The organism is Aliivibrio fischeri, assembly GCA_038993745.2.
GTDB classification, from domain to species: domain Bacteria; phylum Pseudomonadota; class Gammaproteobacteria; order Enterobacterales; family Vibrionaceae; genus Aliivibrio; species Aliivibrio fischeri_B.
Window position 1 is genome coordinate 167,776 of sequence record CP160630.1, and the last position, 22,595, is coordinate 190,370.

Genomic DNA, 22,595 nt, shown 5'->3' on the forward strand with positions numbered 1-22,595 from the left:
AATAGAAATCTTAAAATAAAGGCCTTGGTGGCATAAATGGTCACCAAGGCTTTTTTAATATTTATTATAATAGATTACGCCCAGAAAATGGCAGCGAAACCGGTTAAGACAACAACACAAACAAGGTTTAAGTAAATACCTACACGCATCATTTCAGATTGTTTAATATGACCAGAGCCGAAGACAATGGCATTAGGTGGTGTCGCGACTGGCAGCATGAAGGCACAAGAAGCGGAGATTGCTATCATGGCTGAAAGCACAACAGGTGAAATACCAAGAGCCTCTGCCACACTTGCAAATACTGGGATAAGCAGAGCGGCACTTGCCGTGTTACTTGCAAACTCAGTTAAGAACACCACAAAAGCTGCAACGGTTAATATGGTAAATAATATGCCAGCTTGAGAAAGAATATCGCTCAGGCTATGCGCTAGGAAGGTACTGGTTCCGGTCGCTTTTAGGATGTTACTTAAACAGATACCACCGCCAAATAACAGTAATACACCCCAGTCAGTGGTTTTTTCAATGTCTTTCCATTGCACCACTCGTGCAAACCCAACCAGAATGATCGCCATTAGCGCCACAATAGTATCGAATTTTGAGAACCCACCTAGCATGGCATTAATTGGTTTGCTGAAAATCCATAAGGTAACCGTAAGAGCAAAAATCATGAGAGTAACGACTTTGCCTTTATCCCATGCAATTGGTTCTCGGTTTAGCTCAAAGACTTCATTTAAGTTTGGTTTTAGCATGAAGTATAAAAGTGCAACTGTGGTAGGCAGTAGAACCAAAGTAACCGGTACACCAAAGGCCATCCATTCAGTAAAACTTAAACCAACTTCAGCTGCGGCAATGGCATTTGGTGGACTACCAACGATGGTTGAGATCCCGCCAATGCTGGCACAGTAAGCTATACCCAGTAAAACGAACACATAGGTATTGTGGCCTGATTTTGAATTTACTTTGTTTAATACCCTAAAACTAACGGAAGCATCATGGCAGTAGTGGCAGTGTTACTTATCCACATTGATAGTCCTGCTGTTACACCAAATAGCATGTAAATAGCGGTACTCATTTTACCATTTGCTAAAACCAATACTTTATCTGCAATGGCTTTATCTAGCTCTTGTCTGTGAAGTGCGGCTGCCAGAGCAAAACCACCAAGAAAGAGAAAAATGATCGGGTTTGCGAAGTTACTGAGTGCTTTTCCGGTGTCAAAAATCCCAAAGCCAATGGCAAACATAGGAACTAAAAGGGCGGTGATACTAACGTGCATAGCTTCGGTGAGCCATAAAATAGCAACAAACGTTAAGATACTTAACCCGAGTACAACGTCTCTTTCAAATGGAAGGAAGTTATACAGTAAAGCAAAAAGAACGATATCAGCGAGGATGATAAGGCTATTTTTATTTAAGAACCATTCCCTGGTATTTGTGGGTAACGGTAGGTTTTCATTTTTGAGCATGACGAACTCCATTCTAACGATGAATTTTCAGACCAACTTTCTATCAATATGTTTTGATATCACTTGTTATTGTTACAGAATATTAACCGTAGTAAATGGAAGGTTATGAGGAGTGTCGTTTAGATCGTTTATATAATGTTGTAACTCTATTTAAGATCACGTTTTAAACAGAAAATGCACTTTAATTGTTGCTCTTGTGTTAACTATTATTTACCGAAAGACAAAAATTTAAAAGGGGATTGAAATGAGAAAGGGGATTGGACTTATTTAATTTTATTCTTTTATTTACAGGTAGTTATTTGTGATTAACGCCACCAGTTATTATGGTGGCGTTAATTTTACTGAGTAAAGCCTTTTGCTACATTTGTTCTGTAAATGTACGGCTAATTACGTCCTGTTGTTGCTCACGAGTTAGTGAGTTAAAGCGTACAGCATAACCTGATACTCGAATGGTTAATTGTGGGTATTTTTCTGGGTGTTCTACAGCATCTAGCAATGTATCACGGTTTAATACGTTAACATTGAGATGTTGGCCACCTTCAATTCCCTCATTTGCGTTTGCGGTTTCGTGGTGGAAGTAACCATCCATAAGTGCTGCAAGGTTTTGTTTTTGTGCATCTTCATCTTTACCTAGCGCATTTGGCACAATAGAGAAAGTATAAGAAATACCATCTTTAGCGTAAGCAAATGGCAGTTTTGATACCGATGTTAGTGACGCTACTGCTCCGTTTTCATCTCGTCCATGCATTGGGTTAGCACCTGGACCAAACGGCATGCCTGCACGACGGCCATCCGGTGTGTTACCTGTTTTCTTACCGTATACAACGTTTGATGTAATAGTAAGAATCGATTGTGTTGGAATAGCTTCACGGTACATGCTCATTTTCTGAATTTTTTTCATGAAGCGTTCAACAAGATCACAAGCAATGTCATCAACACGGTTATCGTTATTACCAAATTTAGGGTAATCACCTTCAATGTTGAAATCGATAGCCACACCATCTTCATCACGAACTGGAGTTACTTTAGCGAATTTAATGGCTGCTAATGAATCAGCAACCACTGATAGACCTGCAATACCACATGCCATTGTTCGGCGAACATCGCGATCCATTAATGCCATTAATGATGCTTCGTAGCTGTAACGGTCGTGCGAATAGTGAATGATATTTAAAGCCGTCACATATTGTGTTGCTAACCAATCTAACATTGAATCAAAGCGTGGCATTAGACTGTCGAAATCAAGGACTTCGTCGCTTACTTTGTCTACTTGTGGGCCAACTTGTGCTTTTGATTTTTCATCAATACCACCATTGATGGTGTAAAGCAGTGCTTTTGCTAGGTTGGCACGAGCTCCAAAGAACTGCATGTGTTTACCAACGACTTGTGGGCTTACACAACACGCAATGGCATAGTCATCGTTATCGAAATCAGGACGCATTAAGTCGTCGTTTTCGTATTGTACTGATGAGGTATCAATTGACACTTTCGCTGCGTATTTCTTAAAGGCAATTGGCAGTTGCTCTGACCAAAGGATTGTCATGTTTGGCTCTGGAGCTGGGCCCATTGTGTGTAATGTGTGTAGATAACGGAATGTTGTTTTAGTCACTAATGTACGGCCATCAACCCCCATACCTGCCATGGCTTCTGTTGCCCAGATTGGGTCGCCAGAGAAAAGTGAATCGTATTCTGGTGTACGTAAGAAACGTACCATACGTAACTTCATGATGAAGTGGTCAATCATCTCTTGTGCTTGTTCTTCAGTAATTAAACCATTGGCAATATCACGTTCAACATAAACATCAAGGAAGGTTGATGTACGGCCTAGTGACATTGCGGCACCGTTTTGAGATTTAACCGCAGCAAGGTAACCAAAATATGTAAATTGAATTGCCTCTTGAGCTGTTTTAGCTGGTAGAGACATATCAATACCGTATTTAAGGCCCATTTGACGAATGTCTTCTAGCGCTTGAACTTGGTCTGCTAACTCTTCACGAAGTCGCATGGTTTTTTCAAGATCTTGGCCTTGTTCAAGGAAAGCTTGAGTTGAGTTGTATTGCTCTTTTTTATCGGCTTTTAAGAAATCAATACCGTAAAGCGCTAAACGACGATAGTCACCAATGATACGACCACGGCCATAAGCATCAGGAAGACCCGTGATGATGCCTGATTTACGACATGCAAGGATCTCTTTAGTATAAAGATCGAAACATGCTTTGTTGTGTGTTTTGCGATATTCAGTGAATATCTTCTCAACGTTTTTATCTAACTCACGGCCATAAACTTCGCATGAGTTTTTCACCATACGAATACCGCCGTTAGCGATAATAGAGCGTTTTAGTGGTTTGTCGGTTTGTAGACCAACGATTTTTTCTAGATCTTTATTGATGTAACCAGCGTCATGAGAAATGATGGTTGAAGGTAGGTCGGTATCGAAATCAACAGGAGCGTGAGTTCGGCTCTCTTGTTTGATGCCTTCTAATACGCTATTCCATAATGTAGTGGTTGATTCTGTTGCTTCTACAAGGAAGGATTCATCTCCTTCATATGGAGTGTAGTTTGTTTGAATAAAATCACGAGTGTTTACGCTCGTTTGCCATTCGCCATTAGTAAAGCCACGCCATGCTTCTATCATACCAGTTGTTGGAATAGTCATAATGCTTACCTATCTTTAATTATTTGTTTTTCAATCAGTTTGTAGAATCGTATTTTTGAATTAGGATGTTCAATAACCCGTAATAACAAACTGTTTTCTTTAAATCGATACTATTCCTATTAGCTGTATGAGTAAAATGAATGCTTTTCATTTTTTAAATGCGTTCTATGCATGTATTAAGTTTTTAATATTCTTTGTCGTTAGTCTGGTGAGTGAAATTTTGTATTTTCACTGTTGATTAATTGTTTGAATGCATCTGTTTTGTGAATGCTTTTTATTGGGGATATTTGCTTAACATCTGGAATCTGATATCTATATTTATTTCTTTATTTACAATAAGTTACAAAAAATAATATTGTGTGATTTGAATTCCATTTTATTGCAGTAAAAATCGTTTTTATAAATTCTTTCCATTACATTTCAGCGCCTGCCCAATCATGTCAAATTATCAAAAATAGGCGACCAAACTTATTGAAAGACTGTGCAGAACAAAAAACATAATAATAGCTGTATTTAAAGGTGAAGTAATGAACAAAAGCTCAACGAAAACGCTGATTGCGTTATCTATGATGGCGGTAAGCTCAGGCGTATCGGCACATGGTTATGTATCTGAAACTAATGATGGTATTGCTGGCTCTCGTGCTGCGCTGTGTAAATTCCCAACATCAGATACTCAAGAAAAAAACCGCGACTGTGGTGCTGTTCAATGGGAACCACAAAGTGTTGAAGGCCCTGAAGGTTTCCCTGAGAAAGGTCCTGCTGATGGTCAAATCGCAGGTGCTGGCCTGGTTCAATTTTCTGAATTAAACGAACAAACAGCTGATCGTTGGGTTAAACGTCCAATTACTGCTGGCGCACAAACGTTTGAATGGACGTTTACAGCAAACCACGTAACAAGAACGTGGAAGTACTACATGACAAAACAGAACTGGAATCCAAATGCGGTATTAACACGTGATTCATTTGATCTAACTCCGTTCTGTGAACTTGAATACAACATGGAAAAACCGCCTCTATACCCAAATACGTTCTCACACGAATGTATTGTTCCTGAGCGTGAAGGTTACCAAGTTATTCTTGCTGTTTGGGATGTGGGTGATACTGCAGCTGCATTCTATAACGTAATCGACGTTAAGTTTGACGGTAATGGTGGCGTGGTTGACCCAACTTGGTCTCAAGGTGGTCAAATTAACCCAACTCGTGATTTAAACGTGGGTGATCGTGTATTTACTCGTGTGTTTGATACATCTGGCGAAAATGCATCTCTTTCTACTGAATTAGTGATTGAGAATGAAACGCAAGGTCAAGCAAATAACTGGACACATGCGTTAGCAACAAAGATCAATAAAGAGCAGCAAAATATTGGTGCTGGTCAACTAAATGATAAAGGTGAATTTTCACCTCAATACGGTTCTAACCCTGTTTACCTGAAAGCGGGAAGTGGTCTAAAGAGCGTTGAAATTGGTTATCAATTAGAAACGGTTGAACCTGTTTATCATTTAGATATTGAAGGTTTGGCGTCTGAATACACAATTGGTGATTCAGCGACAGAATTAGATTTAAGCCTATATGCAACAGGTGACATGAATGTTGAGCTAACGGTTTATAACCACGGTAAAGAAGCGCTAGCAAACACGAATGTAACGTTAAAAGATGGCGAAGCAAAACCAGTAGTAATGGCACTATCTAAGTCTGAGAAAGGTCATCACATGTTGGTTTCTCGCATCAAAAACATGGATGGTGAGTTAATCAAACAAGATATGTCTGATTTCCACTTAGTTGAAGAAGCGGTAACGCCTCCACCATCAGGTGATTTTGACTTTGTATTCCCAGAAGGTGTGAAGGGTTATAAAGCAGGTACGAAAGTATTAGCAGAAGATGGCAATGTTTACCAATGTAAAGAATTTCCATACTCTGGTTACTGTGTACAATGGACTGAAACAGCAACTAACTTTGCACCAGGTGTAGGCTCTGATTGGTCTATGGCTTGGGATAAAGTAAATTAATATTGCTTATTAGATTATAGCGATAAAAATAATAAGAGAGCCTTCAATATATAAAATGAAGGCTCTTTTTATTTATAGTTTATATATAATTAATAAGATTATCTTATTTATAAATTAAATACCTTGGTCATCCATTGAGAACGTAAATTTAGCTTCATCATCCCACGTAGCTGGTAGGTCTAATTTAACAACCGGCTTTATTAAACCATACATATTATAGAAATCTTGTTGGTAAGATCTCGCCTCATTTAATCCTTCTTGACCCGTTATATCAATATAGAAGAAAGCTTGAACTGGTGTTTGTCGACCTAAACTTTTATCCCATGTTTTAATGCGGATTTCATTTTGCTTGTTATGAGTCTGCCCACTCACATCACGCATTGCTTGTAGCCCTTGATAAAAGTTAGATGCAACAAACTCAGTAGCATTAGGGTAGTAATATTGAATGTTAAAACCACATTGATGATGATCGCGATTATCACCATTACTTGATGTTGAATTGTAGTGGTTTACCCATTGACCTTCAGTATAAATACCTTGTGCATTACACTCACCACTGCTTGATTGGTATGACGTGTGAGCGCCACATCCTGCATCACCACGTCGGTTTGTATCTGCATCTACAGGGAAAAAGCAAAGATATTCAAGGTCTAAGGCACTACCAACTAACTCAAACGTTGGATAAATGGTAAAACCACTTTTGTATCCATAAGCTAGGCGTGAGAACTTAGCATCAGTACGAAGATATGAGAAAGAAACCCCGCCACTTTTTTCTGATGATGGGCTCGGCTCCCATACATGATAATTACCCGGTTGAGTGCCTCGTAATGTGACTCCACTACATAGATAAGAAGAACGATGCGAAGCGCCGCAATTGGCTCTTGTATCGTAATAATTTTCCATTAGGTTCTTAACCACTTTATTACCTAATTCAGGCGTAACAACAGAATAACCAGGTGGCTTTGTTGGTGGTTGGGGCGGTGGTGGCTTAGCAAAAGCGAAAGCATTGGCACTGCTTATTATTATAAAAGATGTTAATACCAACTTAAACATAATTCATTCCTTTTAATTGTTTTATCATTAAAATAATATTGATTATTTTTAATAATCGAAATGAATTCTAAATTGTTATTTGAATATAAACTACGTCATAAAAATTACTATATTTGTTTTTTTTGACCTAGTCTGCGAAGAATATAAGTTAAAAAATAAAATAAATTATTTAGAATAAGTGAAATAAAGTTTATCTCATTAAAATATTATTTTACTGAATATAGAATTATTAAATTGAGTAATGAATCGAGGTTATTGATTGAGTAGAAGTAAAAGAGAGGTACAATAGTCTTATGATTATGGCGTTGAATATTGCATAAAATGAATAAATTAAAGTACCTTCAAGGGTATCCTGAACATATTTTGGCGCAAGTTGCTCCAATGGTTGAGAATGGCAAGTTAGCTGAGTGGGTGAAAAAGAAATACCCTACGATGCATGATATTACGTCTGAAAAGGCGTTGTTTGATTATACTCAAGCATTGAAAAACAAATACATAAAGAAGTCATCGCCGTTAAGTAAAGTGGTATATGACCCAAAAATCCATGTTGTAAACAATGCATTAGGTCTACATACATTTGTTTCTCGTATTCATGGCAATAAACTGAAAGCAAAAAATGAAATTCGTATTTCAAGTGTGTTTCGAAAAGCACCGGAGCCCTTGTTGCGTATGCTCGTGGTACATGAATTAGCTCATATTAAAGAGAAAGAGCACAATAAGGCATTTTATGCTCTTTGTTGTCATATGGAGCCTGAATATCATCAACTTGAGTTTGATGCGCGGTTGTATTTAACTTACTTAGAGACACTGTGAGAGCGAAATATCTACATTTGAAATAGTTACTTAGTGAGGATCTATTCCGTTATCTCTGCGTTCTGTTTCACACTCATAAGAGGCCATTTCAAATTCTCTGCAAATCCATGGACGGTTTTCATAGATGGTGCACATCAGTGTATCGCGATCAACTGCAGCACACCAACCATCATCTAATCTTTTCATTATTTCACCACCCCATTGATCTTTCTCAATGAGTTCTTTTGGTACACCAGTGTCGGTAATGAGCATTACTTCTAAACGGCAGCAGCATGCACGGCAATTAGAACAGGTAATGTTAGAGGAACTATGTGTGTCAGAAGGCAACTCTATGATATCAATACTCACTGGTGCTCCAGTTAATGTGTTTTTTATTAATATTCACAGGGTACGCTACTTTTTAGAAAGTCTCGATAATTTATTAAAAAAATAGAATATCTTGAGATGCCAAGTCGTGATCTGGGTCAATGAGGTTTTCATAGGGTAGAACCTTAAATGTAGTTCAATTGACAATATTAGTGATAGTCTTTTTTTGAAAAAAAATCACAAATATTACTCAGCTCACATTCTCGAATGAATAGGTTTAACATCATTAATCTCCTTTGCTAAACATACACCTGAAAGGTATGGATTTAGGAGGTTATTATTATGTCTATTAATTCAATTGATCACGGTGAAATCACCGATATGAAAGGCAAGTACGAAGTAAGTGATGAAGTGGTAACAGATATTACAGAGTGTCAAAGAAAAGCAGCTGCACGTCGTCGTATTGAGGCGATGCGTGAGATTAGAGAAAGCGGACTTACGCTTGAAGAAGCAAAAGAATTAGGTCTTATCCATTAGTTTTTGATTTCTACCTTCATACCTTTAAATATTTATAGATGCGCCAGAACCGGCGCATTTTTGTTTTTAGCAACCGCTAGTTTCAAGCTTATTGCTTGGTACAGAGCTAGATTGACTTTCTTGATTGTACATAAAGTAGCAATCCGCGCTTTTAATGTTCTCAGCTGAATCTGCAAATCCGATATACAGTTGCTGTTGACCATCCACTTCTTGAATTGAAACGAGCAGGTTATCTTCAGGTTTTATCAATCTAATTATTGAATTGTTATCAAGTGGGTCATCACTTGCAATTTGGTTAGCATGCTCAACAGAAGTTTTAATGTTACCTAATACTCTTTGTTTCGCCTTGCTTTCAATGTTTGAGAAGAAAGGCTTAGCTGCAAAACCGAGTGCACCTAAAATCATGACTGCAACGATCAACTCTTTTTGGCGGAATTTTTTATTACTTTTCATTTTGAGTTACTCACTGAACCATACACTTCATGGTGTGCCGTTTTGACTATTCAACGGACTATTTTCACGAAGGAGCTTTAATATGAGCTCTCGTTTCTAAATTGTATTTCATAGAAACAGAGCGAATCGATCTATTCTATAGTAATAATTGATAATTAACATATTAGCAATGTAACACTTTTGAGAAAAAATGGGTGCAATGTCAAATTAATCTAGAGTCTGTCTTCAATAGGAGATGTTCGCTAAATGATAAGAGAGGGATATATCCAGTAAACCTATGATTTTTAATTTAGAATGCGGTGTTATTTTTTATTGCTAGAAAATTTGGTGGCGAAGCATTAGAATTTGGGCGTGATTAATTAAATGAGCTTGTTATGAATAACCTTTCGCTATTACCTCCTGAAGAAAAAAATAAAATCGAACTCGATAAACAAGCTGCGTTCTTTGTTTGGAAGGTAAAAAATGCAAAAGCAGGTCCTGAACTCTGGACTATAGAAGCAGAAAAGCTAGAAGATGAGACAGAACGTCTGTTTTTTCAGCAATCTATCGAAAAATATAAAACAAAAATGGGCGTAGCGTAAGGTTCCTTGATCTTTACTAGCGTACCCCCTGAGTATTTTGGTAGAATCCTGCCCATAATTTTAAGTCAACAAACATAAGAGAGAATCCCGATGGGAAGAAGTTTTGAAGTGCGCAAGGCCTCAATGGCTAAAACACAGGGCGCAAAAATCAAAGTTTATTCTAAATACGGTAAAGAAATTTACATGTGTGCTAAGAATGGTGGTGCAGATCCAGACATGAACTTGTCTCTAAAACACCTTATTTCAAAAGCGAAAAAGGACCAAGTTCCTGCACACGTAATTGACAAAGCCCTTGATAAAGCAAATGGCGGCGGTGGTGAAGATTACCAACACGCACGTTACGAAGGTTTTGCTCCAGGTGGCGCAAGCGTAATCGTTGACTGTCTAACTGACAATGGTAACCGTACTTTCCAAGACGTTCGCCAGTGTTTCGTTAAAACTGGTGCTAAGATTGGTAGCCCAGGCACAAGTGCTCACATGTTTGATCACCAAGCTGTATTCCAGTTTAAAGGCGACGACGAAGAAGCAGTACTTGAAGCTCTAATGATGCAAGACGCAGATGTTACTGATATCGAACTTGAAGATGGCGTAATCACAGTATTTGCACCAAACACTGAGTTCTTTAAAGTAAAAACAGCGTTAGCTGCAGAATACCCAGACTTAGTTCTAGATGTTGAAGAGATCACTTTTGTTCCTCAGAACAGTACACCAGTAACTGGTGAAGATGCTGAGAAATTCCAAAAATTCTTAGACATGCTAGACGATTGTGATGATGTTCAACAGGTTTATCACAACGCAGAATTAGAAGACTAATCAGTCCTTTAATTTTCAAAATGATAAAAGCCGAGCCTATGTTGCTCGGCTTTTTCTTTTTAATAATGGCTTTAGGATTGAGTAATCTCGAACTTACTGTATCCTACAGCGCTCGCAGTTTTGCGCATAATATTTATATAGAGATAATGATTGTATGGGTTTTACCTCTCTGGGCTTATCTGCCCCTATTTTAAAAGCTGTAGAAGAACAAGGTTATAGCACGCCTTCACCAATTCAATTACAAGCAATTCCAGCTGTAATTGAAGGCAAGGATGTTATGGCGGCTGCACAGACAGGGACGGGTAAAACAGCAGGCTTTACATTACCTCTTTTGGAGCGTTTATCGAATGGTCCAAAGCGTAAGTTTAACCAAGTACGTGCGTTAGTGTTAACGCCAACACGTGAGTTAGCTGCGCAAGTACACGAAAGTGTAGAGAAATACAGCAAGAACTTGCCACTGACTTCTGATGTTGTTTTTGGTGGTGTAAAAGTGAATCCACAAATGCAACGCTTACGTCGTGGTGTGGATGTTTTGGTCGCAACGCCGGGTCGTTTACTGGACCTTGCGAATCAAAATGCTATTAAGTTTGATCAATTAGAAATTCTTGTATTGGATGAAGCTGATCGTATGTTAGATATGGGCTTTATTCATGACATCAAAAAAATCTTAGCTAAGCTTCCTAAAAATCGTCAAAACTTGCTTTTCTCTGCAACGTTTTCAGATGAGATCCGTCAGTTAGCAAAAGGTTTAGTGAAAGATCCTATTGAGATCTCAGTAGCTAAACGTAACACAACGGCTGAAACGGTAGAGCAATCAGTTTATGTTATGGACAAAGGACGTAAGCCTAAGGTGCTTACTAAATTGATTAAAGATAATGAGTGGAAGCAAGTATTAGTCTTTAGTAAAACCAAACACGGTGCAAACCGCCTTGCGAGAACGCTAGAAGAGAAAGGCGTAAGTGCGGCAGCCATTCACGGTAATAAGAGTCAAGGTGCACGTACAAAAGCATTAGCTAACTTTAAGAGTGGCCAAGTGCGAGTTCTTGTGGCTACGGATATTGCAGCGCGTGGTTTGGATATCGAGCAATTACCACAAGTTATTAACGTTGATTTACCAAAAGTACCTGAAGATTATGTTCACCGTATTGGTCGTACAGGCCGTGCTGGCGCAACGGGTAAAGCGATTTCTTTTGTTAGTGAAGATGAAGCGAAAGAACTATTTGCTATTGAGCGTTTAATTCAGAAAGTACTACCTCGTCATGTACTAGAAGGTTTTGAACCTGTTAATAAGGTACCTGAATCAAAATTGGATACTCGTCCAATTAAACCGAAAAAGCCTAAGAAGCCAAAAGCACCAAAGGTACAAGACGTTGAGCGCAAAGAAGGCCAACGCTCTGGTGAACGCCGTAATGACAATAAACCGGGAGCAAAACAAGGCCAAAAACCGGCTGCGAAACGCGTACCTGCAAATCATCCGTCAGGTAAAAAGGAAGGCTCGGCTTCAGATAAGAATAAACGCCCATTCTCAGGTAAACCAAAAACAAAAGGGAATGGTGAAAATCGTGGTAATGGCAGTAACTTTGGTAAATCTAAATCAACGCCAAAATCTGATGTAAAACCACGTCGCCAAGGTCCACGACCAGCACGTAAACCAAAAGTAAATTAATCTTTTTTTGCTTATGTAAAAAAGTAATAAAACCGGCTATTTTCGCCGGTTTTTTTATAAGCTATATATCTTCTTACTTGGGACGGTATTAGTTGTTAGATGTGGGTTATCTTGGGTGTGAGACAGTGCCTTTTTATTGATACAGTTATCAAAAGCATTATGAAACCATGTGTATGTTAAGAAACTTGGTGTACCTTTGTGGGTATAAATTAGTCAAGTGAATGCTTTGAGGAATAATGAGGATAAAAAATATCGTTGCTGTTGGGTCTTTGCTACTGTTAAGTATCGCAATGACCTGTGCTATTTTTTATGTGACAAAGAGCTATAACAAGCAAAGTCGATTGATTGAGAATGAGTTAAAGTTTAATGCGAATTATGTGTCTTCTTGGATTCAGACGGCCTTTTATCATTCCAATAATGTATTGCATGAACTCTCTGATTCATTGACAGAAGAGGGGTTTGCTTCTTTATCGTTTAATGAAGTGCATGATGAAGGCTATGGTGAGTTATTTGAAATTCATTATCAGACGTTGATGAATGCAGTCCATGTATTCGCAGTTAATAAAGATTGCGTTTTATTAAATACCAAGACAATCGGTGGGGTTGATCTATCCTCTAGAGAATACTGTCAAAAGCTAAAGAAAAGTGATCAAGAAATAAACTCGGTTATTACTACTCCTTTTAAAGACATTTTAAACCGAAATGTGATCTCTCAAAGTGTAACGGTTAATGATAAGTACGGAAATTTTGCAGGCATTGTAGGTATCATTACGGATTTTTCTTTTTTTTCAAAAGCGCTAAGAAGTGTAAATTTAACGAATATCAGTTCTATTTCAGTATTAAGTAGTGATTTCACGGTATTGGCTTCTACGGTCCCTAAGTTTTTGCCAATTGGTAAAAAGTTAAATTTTCAGTATATTCCTAAGAAAGAAATTAATGGTTTAAAATACAATCAAGAGTTAATGTTTGAATCGCATGAGAAATATGATGGCTCTTATCAGGGGGTTTTTGTAAAAAAAGTATCTGATCTCCCTTTTATTATATTAGTCACCAAAGCTAAATCTCATTGGGTTACACCTCTCTATATTGCAATTTCTACCGTTTTTGCCTTATTACTTATATTTGCTATTTTCCTTGTTAAAAACGCTTATTATTTTGGCAAACTGAGCAGTGAAGCTGAGCACTATTCTAAACTTGCTTTGTTTGATGATTTAACTGGGTCATGTAATCGACGTTGTTTCGAAGCAAAAGTATTAGGTTTTATACAAAATTATCATGCTAAAAATCAGACATTTTCTGTTGCACTGTTTGATATTGATTACTTTAAACAAATAAATGATACCTATGGACATGAAGTCGGTGATGAGGTGTTACGTTTATTTAGTCGAGCCTGTGAAAATATCTGTGAGTCTGATGACCATTTTGCTCGCTTAGGTGGTGATGAGTTTGTCATGCTGTTAAGTAATAAAAACAGAGATGAGGCGGAAGCGATACTTAATGAACTGCTTCGTTCAATACGCAATATAGAAATAAGAATTAATGGTCAATTGGTACAACTAACGAGCAGCATCGGCGTAAGTGAAATGCATGATGATGTTTTTGATGCTTGTAAACTATTAAGTCGTGCAGATGAAGCGCTTTATGAAGCAAAGCGTTTAGGACGAAACCAAGTTTTTATATCTGAGTAATATTCCCCCGCATTAATCCAAATCCAGTGAGATGTTTCACTGGATTTTTCATTAGAAAAACTAATCCAAAATCCACAAAAAATCTCTTGTGAAATTTAAGGTAATTTGATTGCCAGTTTCCTCTATACGCCTTATCATCTCGCGCCATAAGGTTAGAGGATAATTCGACTATTATTTCTGGCCTTTATTTCATTAATTATCATACCCTATTATTTTTTATTAATAATTACTGTTTTTGTGGAGAGCAGTCATGCAAAAGTCGTATTCACTTGCGACGTTCAGTTTTTTGATCGTTATTTTAGTTGCTGTTGGTCAAATGAGCCAAACTATGTATGTGCCATCAATTGGTTACATGGCAAGTGAATTCAAGGTAAGCCCTGCATCTTTACAGGCGGTAATGGCTGTATATCTGATCCCTTATGGTTTATCACAATTTTTCTATGGCCCAATTTCTGATCGTGTTGGTCGACGTGTTGTGATCTTATCTGGCTTGGCATTATATATTGCAGGTACCTTGGTTGCGTTATTTGCTCATGAGTATGCGCTGTTTTTAGCGGGCTGTTTTGTTCAGGGTTTAGGCATTGGTGCCGCTGGTGTAATGTGTCGTACAGTTCCACGTGATTGCTATTCTGGTGATGAGCTACATAAAACTAATAGCATTATTAGTATGTGTATGATGTTTTCACCACTTTTGGCTCCAGTGTTAGGTGGTTATTTAACAGAAGCATTTGGTTGGCGTTCAAGCTACTTATTTTTAGCTCTGTTCAGTATCGCTGTTATGATCATTATGGTGACTTCAATGAAGGAAACGCTTCCTTTAGAAGTTCGTCGTAAAGATGCGGTTTGGAAAAGCTATCGTCATGTATTATCTGAACACCGCTTTCAAGGTTATCTAATTTGCCTTGTTGCAACCTTTGCAGGCGTTGCTGTTTTTGAAGCTGCTGCTGGTGTATTACTTGGTGGTAAATTAAAACTGCCAGCAACAACGGTAAGTATTTTGTTTATTCTGCCTATTCCTGGCTACTTAGCGGGAGCGGCGTTATCAAGTGTGATAGCTAAACATTGGTCTGAGAAGAAATCACTTGATGTTGGTTTAGTTTCAATTGTGTTAGGCGCTGCAATTGTATTGATCCCTGGTTTAATGGGGTTAACGACAGCATTAACATTGATCGGCGGTGCAGTATTGTACTTCTTAGGCGCTGGTATTTTGTTTCCTGCTGCAACAACGGGTGCTTTATCACCATTCCCATATCATGCGGGCACAGCGGGCGCATTATTAGGTGGTATGCAGAACTTAGGAGCCGGTTTAGCGACAATGGTTGCCTCGTTTATTCCAGCGGATAGCCAAATGCCAGTAGGTTTGATCATGTTCTTAATGGCGTTACTTGCGGTATATGGTTTGCGTAAAGTGCATTCAATTCCGCCATCAAGCGAAATGCCATTAGCAGTGTAAATAGTCTGATAAAAAGAAAGGCCGAGTAGATAATTTCTACTCGGCCTTTTTATTTATAATGATGTTTTCACTACTTGATATTTGTTTGGTTTAGCCACGCATACGACTTACGCGGAAGCTACGACCTTTCATTTTGCCGCTTTCTAATTTCTTCAATGCAGCTTTTGCAACGGTATTATGAACAGCAACATAAGCATGGAAATCAAACACGTTGATTTTACCAACCATTTTACCTTCGATACCGTCTTTACCAGTAAGCGCACCTAAGATGTCACCCGGACGTAGTTTGTTTTTCTTACCGCCATCAATCCATAAAGTAACCATTTCAGCGTAGTAAGCTGGTTCTTTTAGGTAGTCAGAACTTGGTAACGCTTCATCACGAACATCAATGTCCATGTACTCTTCGATTTGAGCAATGTTGTGCATCTCTTTTTCATTGAAAAGACTTAAAGCGATGCCTTTATTACCGGCACGACCTGTACGACCAATACGGTGAACGTGTACTTCAGGATCTCGAGATAATTCAAAGTTAACCACAGCATCAAGTGATTCAATATCTAAACCACGAGCAGCAACGTCAGTAGCAACAAGAATGGATGTACTCTTATTTGCAAAACGCACTAGTGCTTTATCACGATCACGCTGTTCTAAATCACCATGAAGTGCTGTTACGCTGAAATCGTAATGGCGAAGTTCATCTGCAACTTCTTGGGTTACACGTTTTGTATTACAGAAGATAACCGTTGATTCAGGTTGGTGCTTAAGTAATAGAATTTGCAGTGCTTCTAGGCGATCTTCAAAATCCCCCACTTTAAAGAAGTGTTGATTAATTGATGTGTTTTCTACTGTTTCTTCCGCTTTAGTCATGATTGGATCTTTCATGATGCGGTCAGCAATAGATTTGATTTGTGGTGGGAAAGTTGCACTAAACAGAAGATTTTGACGTTTAACTGGTGCGTGATCTAATACCGCATCAATTGCATCTTGGAAGCCCATTTCTAACATACGGTCAGCTTCATCAAGAACAAACGTATTTAGATTATCTAAGTTTAGGTAACCTTTACGAAGATGCTCTTCAACACGACCTGGAGTACCAACAATAATGTGAGCACCGTGCTCTAATGAACCGATTTGCGGACCAAAAGGAACACCGCCACATAGAGTTAGAACTTTAATATTATGAATTGCACGAGCAAGTTTACGAATTTCTTTTGCTACTTGATCTGCAAGTTCACGCGTTGGGCATAAAACCAAAGATTGAACACGAAAGCGTTTTACATTTAAGTTAGCTAATAAACCTAAACCAAATGCTGCTGTTTTACCTGAGCCCGTTTTCCCTTGGGCAATAACATCTTTCCCTTTTAGCATGAAAGGTAAGCTTTGTGCTTGGATTGGTGTCATTTCGTTATAACCTAACGTTTCTAGGTTTTGTAAAAGTGACGGATGCAGATCTAATGATGAGAAAGATGTTTGACTCAAGGTGATTTCCTTTAAACAAGTAGTGACAAAGTAATAATTGTCCAATGGATGGCAGAGTAAAGATAAGAGGCTAAAAAAGCAAGGGAGATCACAGTTTTTCTGTATATAAAATCATCAATGCATTAAGTGATTATCATGATTCAAATTTATGCTGTATTTATATTGGGTAATTTGAGGGTTCCGGTGCAATAAAAAGGTAAAATAATGATAGAAAACATAGTTTACTTATTAATTTTACAAATTTTCATCTTATGCTATATTCGCGCGTCAAATAACTATAATAAGCGTCAAATAAGGGTCAGATGAAAAACAGAAGTGCTTTTTTTTATAGCTCAATGGCGATTGGGATCTTACTTTTCTTTTTATCTTTATTTTATCTTTTTAATTCTTATCAAACAGATAGCTCTCGTGTTGTTGAACGTTTAAAATTTAATGCTAGCTTTGTTGAGCTATGGTTAATTAAGTCTTTTTCAGATTCAGATGCTGTGCTAAACGATATGGCTCGTGATTTAGCTGAATCAGGGCCAACCCGTATCGAAGATGATCTTGTTAAACATCAAAATGAACAATTCTATCTAAAAGAAAAAGAAGATGCTTTACCTAATGCGACGCTTGCATTTGTGGTTGATGATTCTTGCATACTAACTCATAGTGAAACGCTTCGTAATATTGATCTTTCTGAACGTGAATACTGCAAGTCTCTAATTAATAACGAGACTAAAGACAGTGTCGTTACTTTGCCTTTTATTGATCTGGCTGGACGCAATGTTGTCGTTCATGGAAAAAAGATCATCGATGATGAAGGAAAACTAAAAGGTATCGTGTGTCTTTCGACTAATTTAAGCTTTTTTAATATAACGTTAAGTCAACTTCAGCTTCCATCTTCAATGGGCATCGCGATTTTAAGTACAAATATGAAGCTTCTTTCTGCGATTCCAAAAGGCAACTTGCCATTAGGAAAGGGGATTGATTTATCTTCGATTAATTCCGGTATTTTAGAGCAATTTTATCGTGATAACGAAGTGATAATCTCTTCTGATATTTATGATAATGGTAAACTTGATACGATTTATGCTCGTAAAATTGAAGGGTTGCCGTTCATTGTGGTGGTAACTAAAGAGCAAGATTATTGGCAAACAAAGTTGTCTCTTTCGTTAATGGCTGTGGTTGGTTGCTTTGCAATTATTATCGGTTTACTGCTATTTAATCTCAATTACTTAAAGAAAACGCGAGCACAAAAAGATAAGTATTCTGAGTTAGCTTATAACGATTATCTTACTGGAGTGAATAACCGTCGAGCATTTGAAAAGCAAGCGAATAGAGTGTTTGAAACGTATCAGATGCATAAGCAAGTTTTCTCATTGATCATGTGTGATATCGATAATTTCAAAGAATATAATGATAAGTATGGTCATGATGTTGGTGATCAAATCATTACTGCTTTTTCTGAGGCTTGTTCATCGCAAATTAACCACAATGATATTGTTGCACGATTTGGTGGTGATGAGTTTGTAGTTCTTCTTCATAATAAGAATAAAGAGCAAGCAATTATCGTTGCTGAAAATTTACAAAGTGTGATCCGAAAGTTGTCTATTTTTGTTGATGGCCAAGAGCTATCCATGACATCGAGCATGGGAGTTGCAACAGTGAATGAGTTAACTACTAGCCTTCATGAATTATTGAATATTGCGGATACTCAACTGTATAAAGCAAAAGAAGCTGGCCGTAACTGTGTTAGATCTTAATTGTAATTGATAATTATTTGCATTATTACTGTTTGATGATTATTCTTACACCTCTGCTTTATTCGTTGGTGTTGTACTTTTCATATGCAAAATAGTGAATATTTTGAATTACTTTTTCACTCCTCAAGAGAGGTTACTCCTTATCTGAGTGGGCATTTAGCTAATCAAACTGATTGCTATAGCTATAAAGCGGGTTCGCACCTACATATATCGAAAGACAATAGCGAACAAATAAAAGCGCTTTATGAGCGCTTATCTCAGGCTACTCCTGAGGCTGGTAGTGCGTATTGGTTAACAAGAACATGGGATTTACTGTGTTGGCAACCAGTGTACATTGCATTTATATCCATCTATCAGCTTAAAGCGCTTCCTAATATTAAAGAAATGAGCCAAGAGGTTAAGAGTGATTTTGTAGCGGGTTATACGTTCCATCATTCAGACTTAACGTTTGGTTCCAATGAAGATTTGATTTTATCTGTTGCTCAGCAGTTGAGTGAGCTTTTTTCTTCATATCGAGAAGATATATCTCAATGGACTCGGATTAGACCGGGTTTTACTAATCATTTATTAGCTGATGGTTTACTCAATTGCATTGTAAAGTTGCAAGCTAACTGGCCTACATTATCTAACGAATACTTCCTTGAGCAAGCTCAGCTTTGGTTAGAGGCATTTTCATTACCTAATAAGCATTTATCCAGTTTGCAAATTGATGTGAACACGAAGCAACTTCGATTAGTTCGTACCAGTTGTTGTTTGGTGTATAAATGTGATGGTCGTAAATTATGTTCAGATTGTCCTCGTCATCCGGATAATAAACGCTAACGATAGCGTTTATGGTGATGTCTTGTTTATTTGAGGCTTCATGAAAGCAATGACTAAAATACCTACAGAAAATAGAATACAAAGGTAGATAGGGTAAATAGGTGAAATGGTTGCAGTATAAGCAAATAATGAAGCAATGCCGTAACCAAGGGTGTGTGACATAGAGAGGTAGCCTGCTACCGAACCAGGATTATTGTGATCTACAGATGTGGCTTTTGTTGTGTATGCCGGTACCAATAAAGCTGCACCGCAGGCAGTTATCGCCATTCCAATTCCTAATAGCCATACTGAATGTAGAGTGAATATTAGATAGCCCAGTAGCAAGCAGATAGCTCCTAAATAATACATGGTTGTGATTTGTACTTTTTTCTTTTTGATGACGAAGATTTGAGTAATTAAGGTCACTGCTGCACTAATGGTTAATAGTATTCCAATCACATCACTGATTTTATTGGTAGACCAATGGGTAATGTTTTCAATTAACGGCGAGAAACTGTATTGCAATAGCGCAATGGTTAAACACAAGAATAGCCCTGTGAGTAGGTAGGGCATTAATCTTACATTTGGAATAAAGGAACTTGCTTGGTGAGTCGATTTATTGTGTTTATTTATTTGCGATGGGCTTGGCAACATAAAAGCGGCGAATAGAGCGAGAAGGGGAAAGCAAACCATCATAATCAGTGGTGAATATGGCCCTAATTTTAATAGTAAAATTGATAGTATTGGCCCAAGAAGGCGGCCTAAACTTAATCCAATGCTAACGGATGTAATGGCTTGTAATCGATTATCCTCACCACATAGAAGAATGGCCCAATGCTGGCTAGCGGGAACCATTCCAGAAACGGTACAACCGTAGATCACTCGTGCAACAATCAACCCAATTAAACAAAAACCAGCATAGTTGGAATGCTCATTACTGAAAAATGTAAAAGTAAGTAGAAGTAAGAAGCTGAAGCTCATTCCAAACAAAGCTTGTAATACCACAAATTTAGGGCCTTTTTTATCGCTGTATTTTCCCCAAAATGGCGCTGAGGGTAGAAAGAGAAAACTACCAACCGCAATAACAATTGACCACGTCGGTAGTGCAAACGCTGAATGAGTGACTAAAAATGGAAGTGAAACAAGCAAGCCGTTCTGCCCAATTCCCATCAACGCTGCTATTAATCCAATGATGGTGAGTTGAACCGATGCATGGGTATTTTTATCGAAAAAAGAGGGCATTAGAACTTCCTATTTTAAATGACTCGCTCTTTATATCTTACTTTTTAAAATATGTGAATAAAAATAATTATCATTAACATTTCTTTGTGTTAAGGTCTGCTCATCATTCATGGACAGATTATTTTATTACCCTCATGTATCAGCTTGTCGATGCGTCGTTTGAAATCGACGGAAAAACAATTTTATCTCCTACATGTTTATCTTTTCCTACCAATAAAGTTACCACGCTCTTAGGGCACAATGGGTGCGGTAAATCTACACTAATGAAATTACTGAGCCGTCAAAATGCCCCGTCATCAGGTCATGTGCTATTTGATAACAAATCAATTAACCAACTTTCACAACAAGATTTTGCATTGCAGGTTGCTTATTTGCCTCAACACCCTCCGATTACTGATGGTGTGACGGTTCGGGAACTGGTTTTTTTTGGGCGTTATCCATGGAAGGGAGCATTTGGACGCTATAGTAAAAAAGACTATCAATTGGTGGATGAGGCGATTGAAAAGGTGGGGTTGACGTCATTTCGGGATCGTTTTGTAGCAACATTATCTGGTGGTGAGAGACAGAGAGCTTGGGTGGCAATGTTATTGGCTCAACAAAGCCAGTGCATTTTATTGGATGAGCCCACATCAGCATTAGATATTGCACACCAATATGAATTATTGACCTTGATAAGAGAGTTGAATCAGACCCTAAATCTAACCGTCATTATGGTGTTGCATGATATCAATATGGCTGCGAAATTCAGCGATCATTTGGTTGCTCTGCACTCTGGATGTGTCATTGCGCAAGGATCACCAGAGAGTGTGATGAATACTCAAACGTTAAAGCAAATTTACGGTATGGATTTAGCGCTATTTTCTCATCCTGATACAGGGCAAGTTATCAGTTACATCCCCTAATTGATGGAAATAAAGAATCAGAAAAGGAAAACAAAACATGTATAAAGTGATTAGCCTGATTATGTTGGTGTTGTACGCCATGCCTGCACAAACAGCAGAGATTAAACATGAATTAGGTATTACTGAGATAACAAGGATGCCACAAAAAATTGTAGTGTTAGATTGGGTGTTAGCTGAAACTGTTTTAAGTTTGGGCGTGGAGCCACTGGGCGTTGCAGACGCGAAAGGATATAGAGCATGGGTGATGACTCCTAAGTTACCTTCGAACGTATTGGATGTTGGATCGCGACGAGAGCCAAATTTAGAATTGCTTACCGAGCTGAACCCCGATGTTATTTTGATTAGTCAGCACATGAGTGCGATGTATGAAAAATTAAACACGATTGCTCCCACTTTGGTTTATACCGTTTATAGCAATGAAAAAACGCCTTTAATTGCCGCGAAAGACATCATCATTCAGCTAGGCCGTTTGTTGGATAAAGAACATCAAGCGTTACAATTGATCGACCAAACGGAAAAAAAACTGATTGAGAATGGCGATAAAATACGACACTTGCAACAACAAGAAAAGCCGCTGCTTTTTGTTCGTTTTATTAATGACAAAACCGTTCGTATTCATAGTGAGGGGTCATTAGCACAATCGACAATCAATGCCATGGGGTTAACAAACGCTTGGCATGAGCCGACAAATTTGTGGGGATTCACGACCGCAGGTATTGAAAAGCTTGCTCAATATCAACAAGCGAATGTGCTTATCTTTGGTCCATTAAAGGAAGAAGATAAAGTAAAATTGACTCAATCAGCCTTATGGCAAGCGATGGCATTTACACGTACGGATTCAGTTTATGAACTTCCCGCTATTTGGACTTTTGGAGGGCTTATTTCTGCACAACGGTTTAGTGATCATATTACTCAACAATTAACTCAGTAACGGATGAA

18 protein-coding genes and 1 pseudogene are annotated in these 22,595 nt (G+C 38.1%); 12 read left to right on the forward strand and 7 right to left on the reverse strand.

What is annotated here, in order from left to right; genetic code table 11:
- Nucleotides 1-74: 74 nt before the first annotated feature.
- Together AAFX60_014790 and pflB are read right to left on the reverse strand one after the other, a co-directional pair.
- A pseudogene (locus tag AAFX60_014790) lies at nucleotides 75-1,462 on the reverse strand (DASS family sodium-coupled anion symporter).
- Nucleotides 1,463-1,820: 358 nt separating this feature from the next.
- Nucleotides 1,821-4,118 (reverse strand): formate C-acetyltransferase, encoded by a 2,298-nt coding sequence (pflB, locus tag AAFX60_014795; GenBank protein XDF79686.1) that lies wholly within the window; start codon nucleotides 4,116-4,118, stop codon nucleotides 1,821-1,823.
- A 527-nt stretch (nucleotides 4,119-4,645) separates the two neighbouring features.
- On the opposite strand from pflB, the gene gbpA reads away from it, so the two are divergent.
- Nucleotides 4,646-6,124, forward strand: a complete 1,479-nt coding sequence (gene gbpA / locus AAFX60_014800; GenBank protein ID XDF79687.1) for an N-acetylglucosamine-binding protein GbpA — start codon at nucleotides 4,646-4,648, stop codon at nucleotides 6,122-6,124.
- Between the two features lie 114 nt (nucleotides 6,125-6,238).
- Here the strand turns inward: gbpA and AAFX60_014805 are convergent, their stop codons facing one another.
- Entirely contained in the window at nucleotides 6,239-7,177 is a 939-nt protein-coding gene (locus AAFX60_014805; protein ID XDF79688.1) for a halovibrin HvnB, read from the reverse strand.
- Nucleotides 7,178-7,498: 321 nt separating this feature from the next.
- Between AAFX60_014805 and AAFX60_014810 the strand changes: the two genes are divergently transcribed.
- Nucleotides 7,499-7,990: a M48 family metallopeptidase gene (locus AAFX60_014810; GenBank protein ID XDF79689.1), complete on the forward strand. Its 492-nt coding sequence runs from the start codon at nucleotides 7,499-7,501 to the stop codon at nucleotides 7,988-7,990.
- 30 nt (nucleotides 7,991-8,020) lie between these two features.
- Here AAFX60_014810 and AAFX60_014815 read toward each other — a convergent pair whose 3' ends face one another.
- Complete coding sequence (locus tag AAFX60_014815) at nucleotides 8,021-8,338, reverse strand: YkgJ family cysteine cluster protein (protein XDF79690.1); 318 nt, start codon at nucleotides 8,336-8,338, stop codon at nucleotides 8,021-8,023.
- A 300-nt stretch (nucleotides 8,339-8,638) separates the two neighbouring features.
- On the opposite strand from AAFX60_014815, the gene AAFX60_014820 reads away from it, so the two are divergent.
- Nucleotides 8,639-8,833, forward strand: coding sequence for a PA3496 family putative envelope integrity protein (locus AAFX60_014820; protein ID XDF79691.1), 195 nt, complete (start codon nucleotides 8,639-8,641; stop codon nucleotides 8,831-8,833).
- Between the two features lie 66 nt (nucleotides 8,834-8,899).
- On the opposite strand, the gene AAFX60_014825 is transcribed toward AAFX60_014820, so the two are convergent.
- A complete protein-coding gene (locus tag AAFX60_014825; protein XDF79692.1) occupies nucleotides 8,900-9,286 on the reverse strand; it encodes a pilus assembly protein PilA in 387 nt (128 codons plus the stop codon).
- Between the two features lie 374 nt (nucleotides 9,287-9,660).
- Between AAFX60_014825 and AAFX60_014830 the strand changes: the two genes are divergently transcribed.
- The 5 genes from AAFX60_014830 to emrD all read left to right on the forward strand — a co-directional run bounded on the left by AAFX60_014830 (nucleotide 9,661) and on the right by emrD (nucleotide 15,487).
- Complete coding sequence (locus AAFX60_014830; protein ID XDF79693.1) at nucleotides 9,661-9,867, forward strand: DUF3283 family protein; 207 nt, start codon at nucleotides 9,661-9,663, stop codon at nucleotides 9,865-9,867.
- Nucleotides 9,868-9,957: 90 nt separating this feature from the next.
- The gene (locus AAFX60_014835) at nucleotides 9,958-10,680 is read left to right on the forward strand and encodes a YebC/PmpR family DNA-binding transcriptional regulator (protein ID XDF79694.1); all 723 of its coding nucleotides are present in this window, start codon (nucleotides 9,958-9,960) and stop codon (nucleotides 10,678-10,680) included.
- Nucleotides 10,681-10,834: 154 nt separating this feature from the next.
- Nucleotides 10,835-12,346 (forward strand): DEAD/DEAH box helicase, encoded by a 1,512-nt coding sequence (locus AAFX60_014840; protein ID XDF79695.1) that lies wholly within the window; start codon nucleotides 10,835-10,837, stop codon nucleotides 12,344-12,346.
- 236 nt (nucleotides 12,347-12,582) lie between these two features.
- Nucleotides 12,583-14,034, forward strand: coding sequence for a sensor domain-containing diguanylate cyclase (locus AAFX60_014845; GenBank protein ID XDF79696.1), 1,452 nt, complete (start codon nucleotides 12,583-12,585; stop codon nucleotides 14,032-14,034).
- A 250-nt stretch (nucleotides 14,035-14,284) separates the two neighbouring features.
- Entirely contained in the window at nucleotides 14,285-15,487 is a 1,203-nt protein-coding gene (gene emrD / locus AAFX60_014850; protein XDF79697.1) for a multidrug efflux MFS transporter EmrD, read from the forward strand.
- Nucleotides 15,488-15,577: 90 nt separating this feature from the next.
- On the opposite strand, the gene dbpA is transcribed toward emrD, so the two are convergent.
- A complete protein-coding gene (dbpA, locus tag AAFX60_014855; protein ID XDF79698.1) occupies nucleotides 15,578-16,966 on the reverse strand; it encodes an ATP-dependent RNA helicase DbpA in 1,389 nt (462 codons plus the stop codon).
- Nucleotides 16,967-17,268: 302 nt separating this feature from the next.
- On the opposite strand from dbpA, the gene AAFX60_014860 reads away from it, so the two are divergent.
- Together AAFX60_014860 and AAFX60_014865 are read left to right on the forward strand one after the other, a co-directional pair.
- Nucleotides 17,269-18,711 carry a diguanylate cyclase gene (locus AAFX60_014860; protein ID XDF79699.1) on the forward strand — a complete coding sequence of 481 codons (1,443 nt, stop codon included), beginning with the start codon at nucleotides 17,269-17,271 and terminating at the stop codon, nucleotides 18,709-18,711.
- Nucleotides 18,712-18,795: 84 nt separating this feature from the next.
- Nucleotides 18,796-19,533: a siderophore ferric iron reductase gene (locus AAFX60_014865; GenBank protein XDF79700.1), complete on the forward strand. Its 738-nt coding sequence runs from the start codon at nucleotides 18,796-18,798 to the stop codon at nucleotides 19,531-19,533.
- Between the two features lie 9 nt (nucleotides 19,534-19,542).
- Here the strand turns inward: AAFX60_014865 and AAFX60_014870 are convergent, their stop codons facing one another.
- The gene (locus tag AAFX60_014870; protein XDF79701.1) at nucleotides 19,543-20,754 is read right to left on the reverse strand and encodes an MFS transporter; all 1,212 of its coding nucleotides are present in this window, start codon (nucleotides 20,752-20,754) and stop codon (nucleotides 19,543-19,545) included.
- Between the two features lie 134 nt (nucleotides 20,755-20,888).
- Between AAFX60_014870 and AAFX60_014875 the strand changes: the two genes are divergently transcribed.
- The gene (locus tag AAFX60_014875) at nucleotides 20,889-21,656 is read left to right on the forward strand and encodes an ATP-binding cassette domain-containing protein (protein XDF79702.1); all 768 of its coding nucleotides are present in this window, start codon (nucleotides 20,889-20,891) and stop codon (nucleotides 21,654-21,656) included.
- Nucleotides 21,657-21,693: 37 nt separating this feature from the next.
- Nucleotides 21,694-22,587 carry an ABC transporter substrate-binding protein gene (locus AAFX60_014880; GenBank protein ID XDF79703.1) on the forward strand — a complete coding sequence of 298 codons (894 nt, stop codon included), beginning with the start codon at nucleotides 21,694-21,696 and terminating at the stop codon, nucleotides 22,585-22,587.
- Nucleotides 22,588-22,595 lie beyond the last annotated feature (8 nt).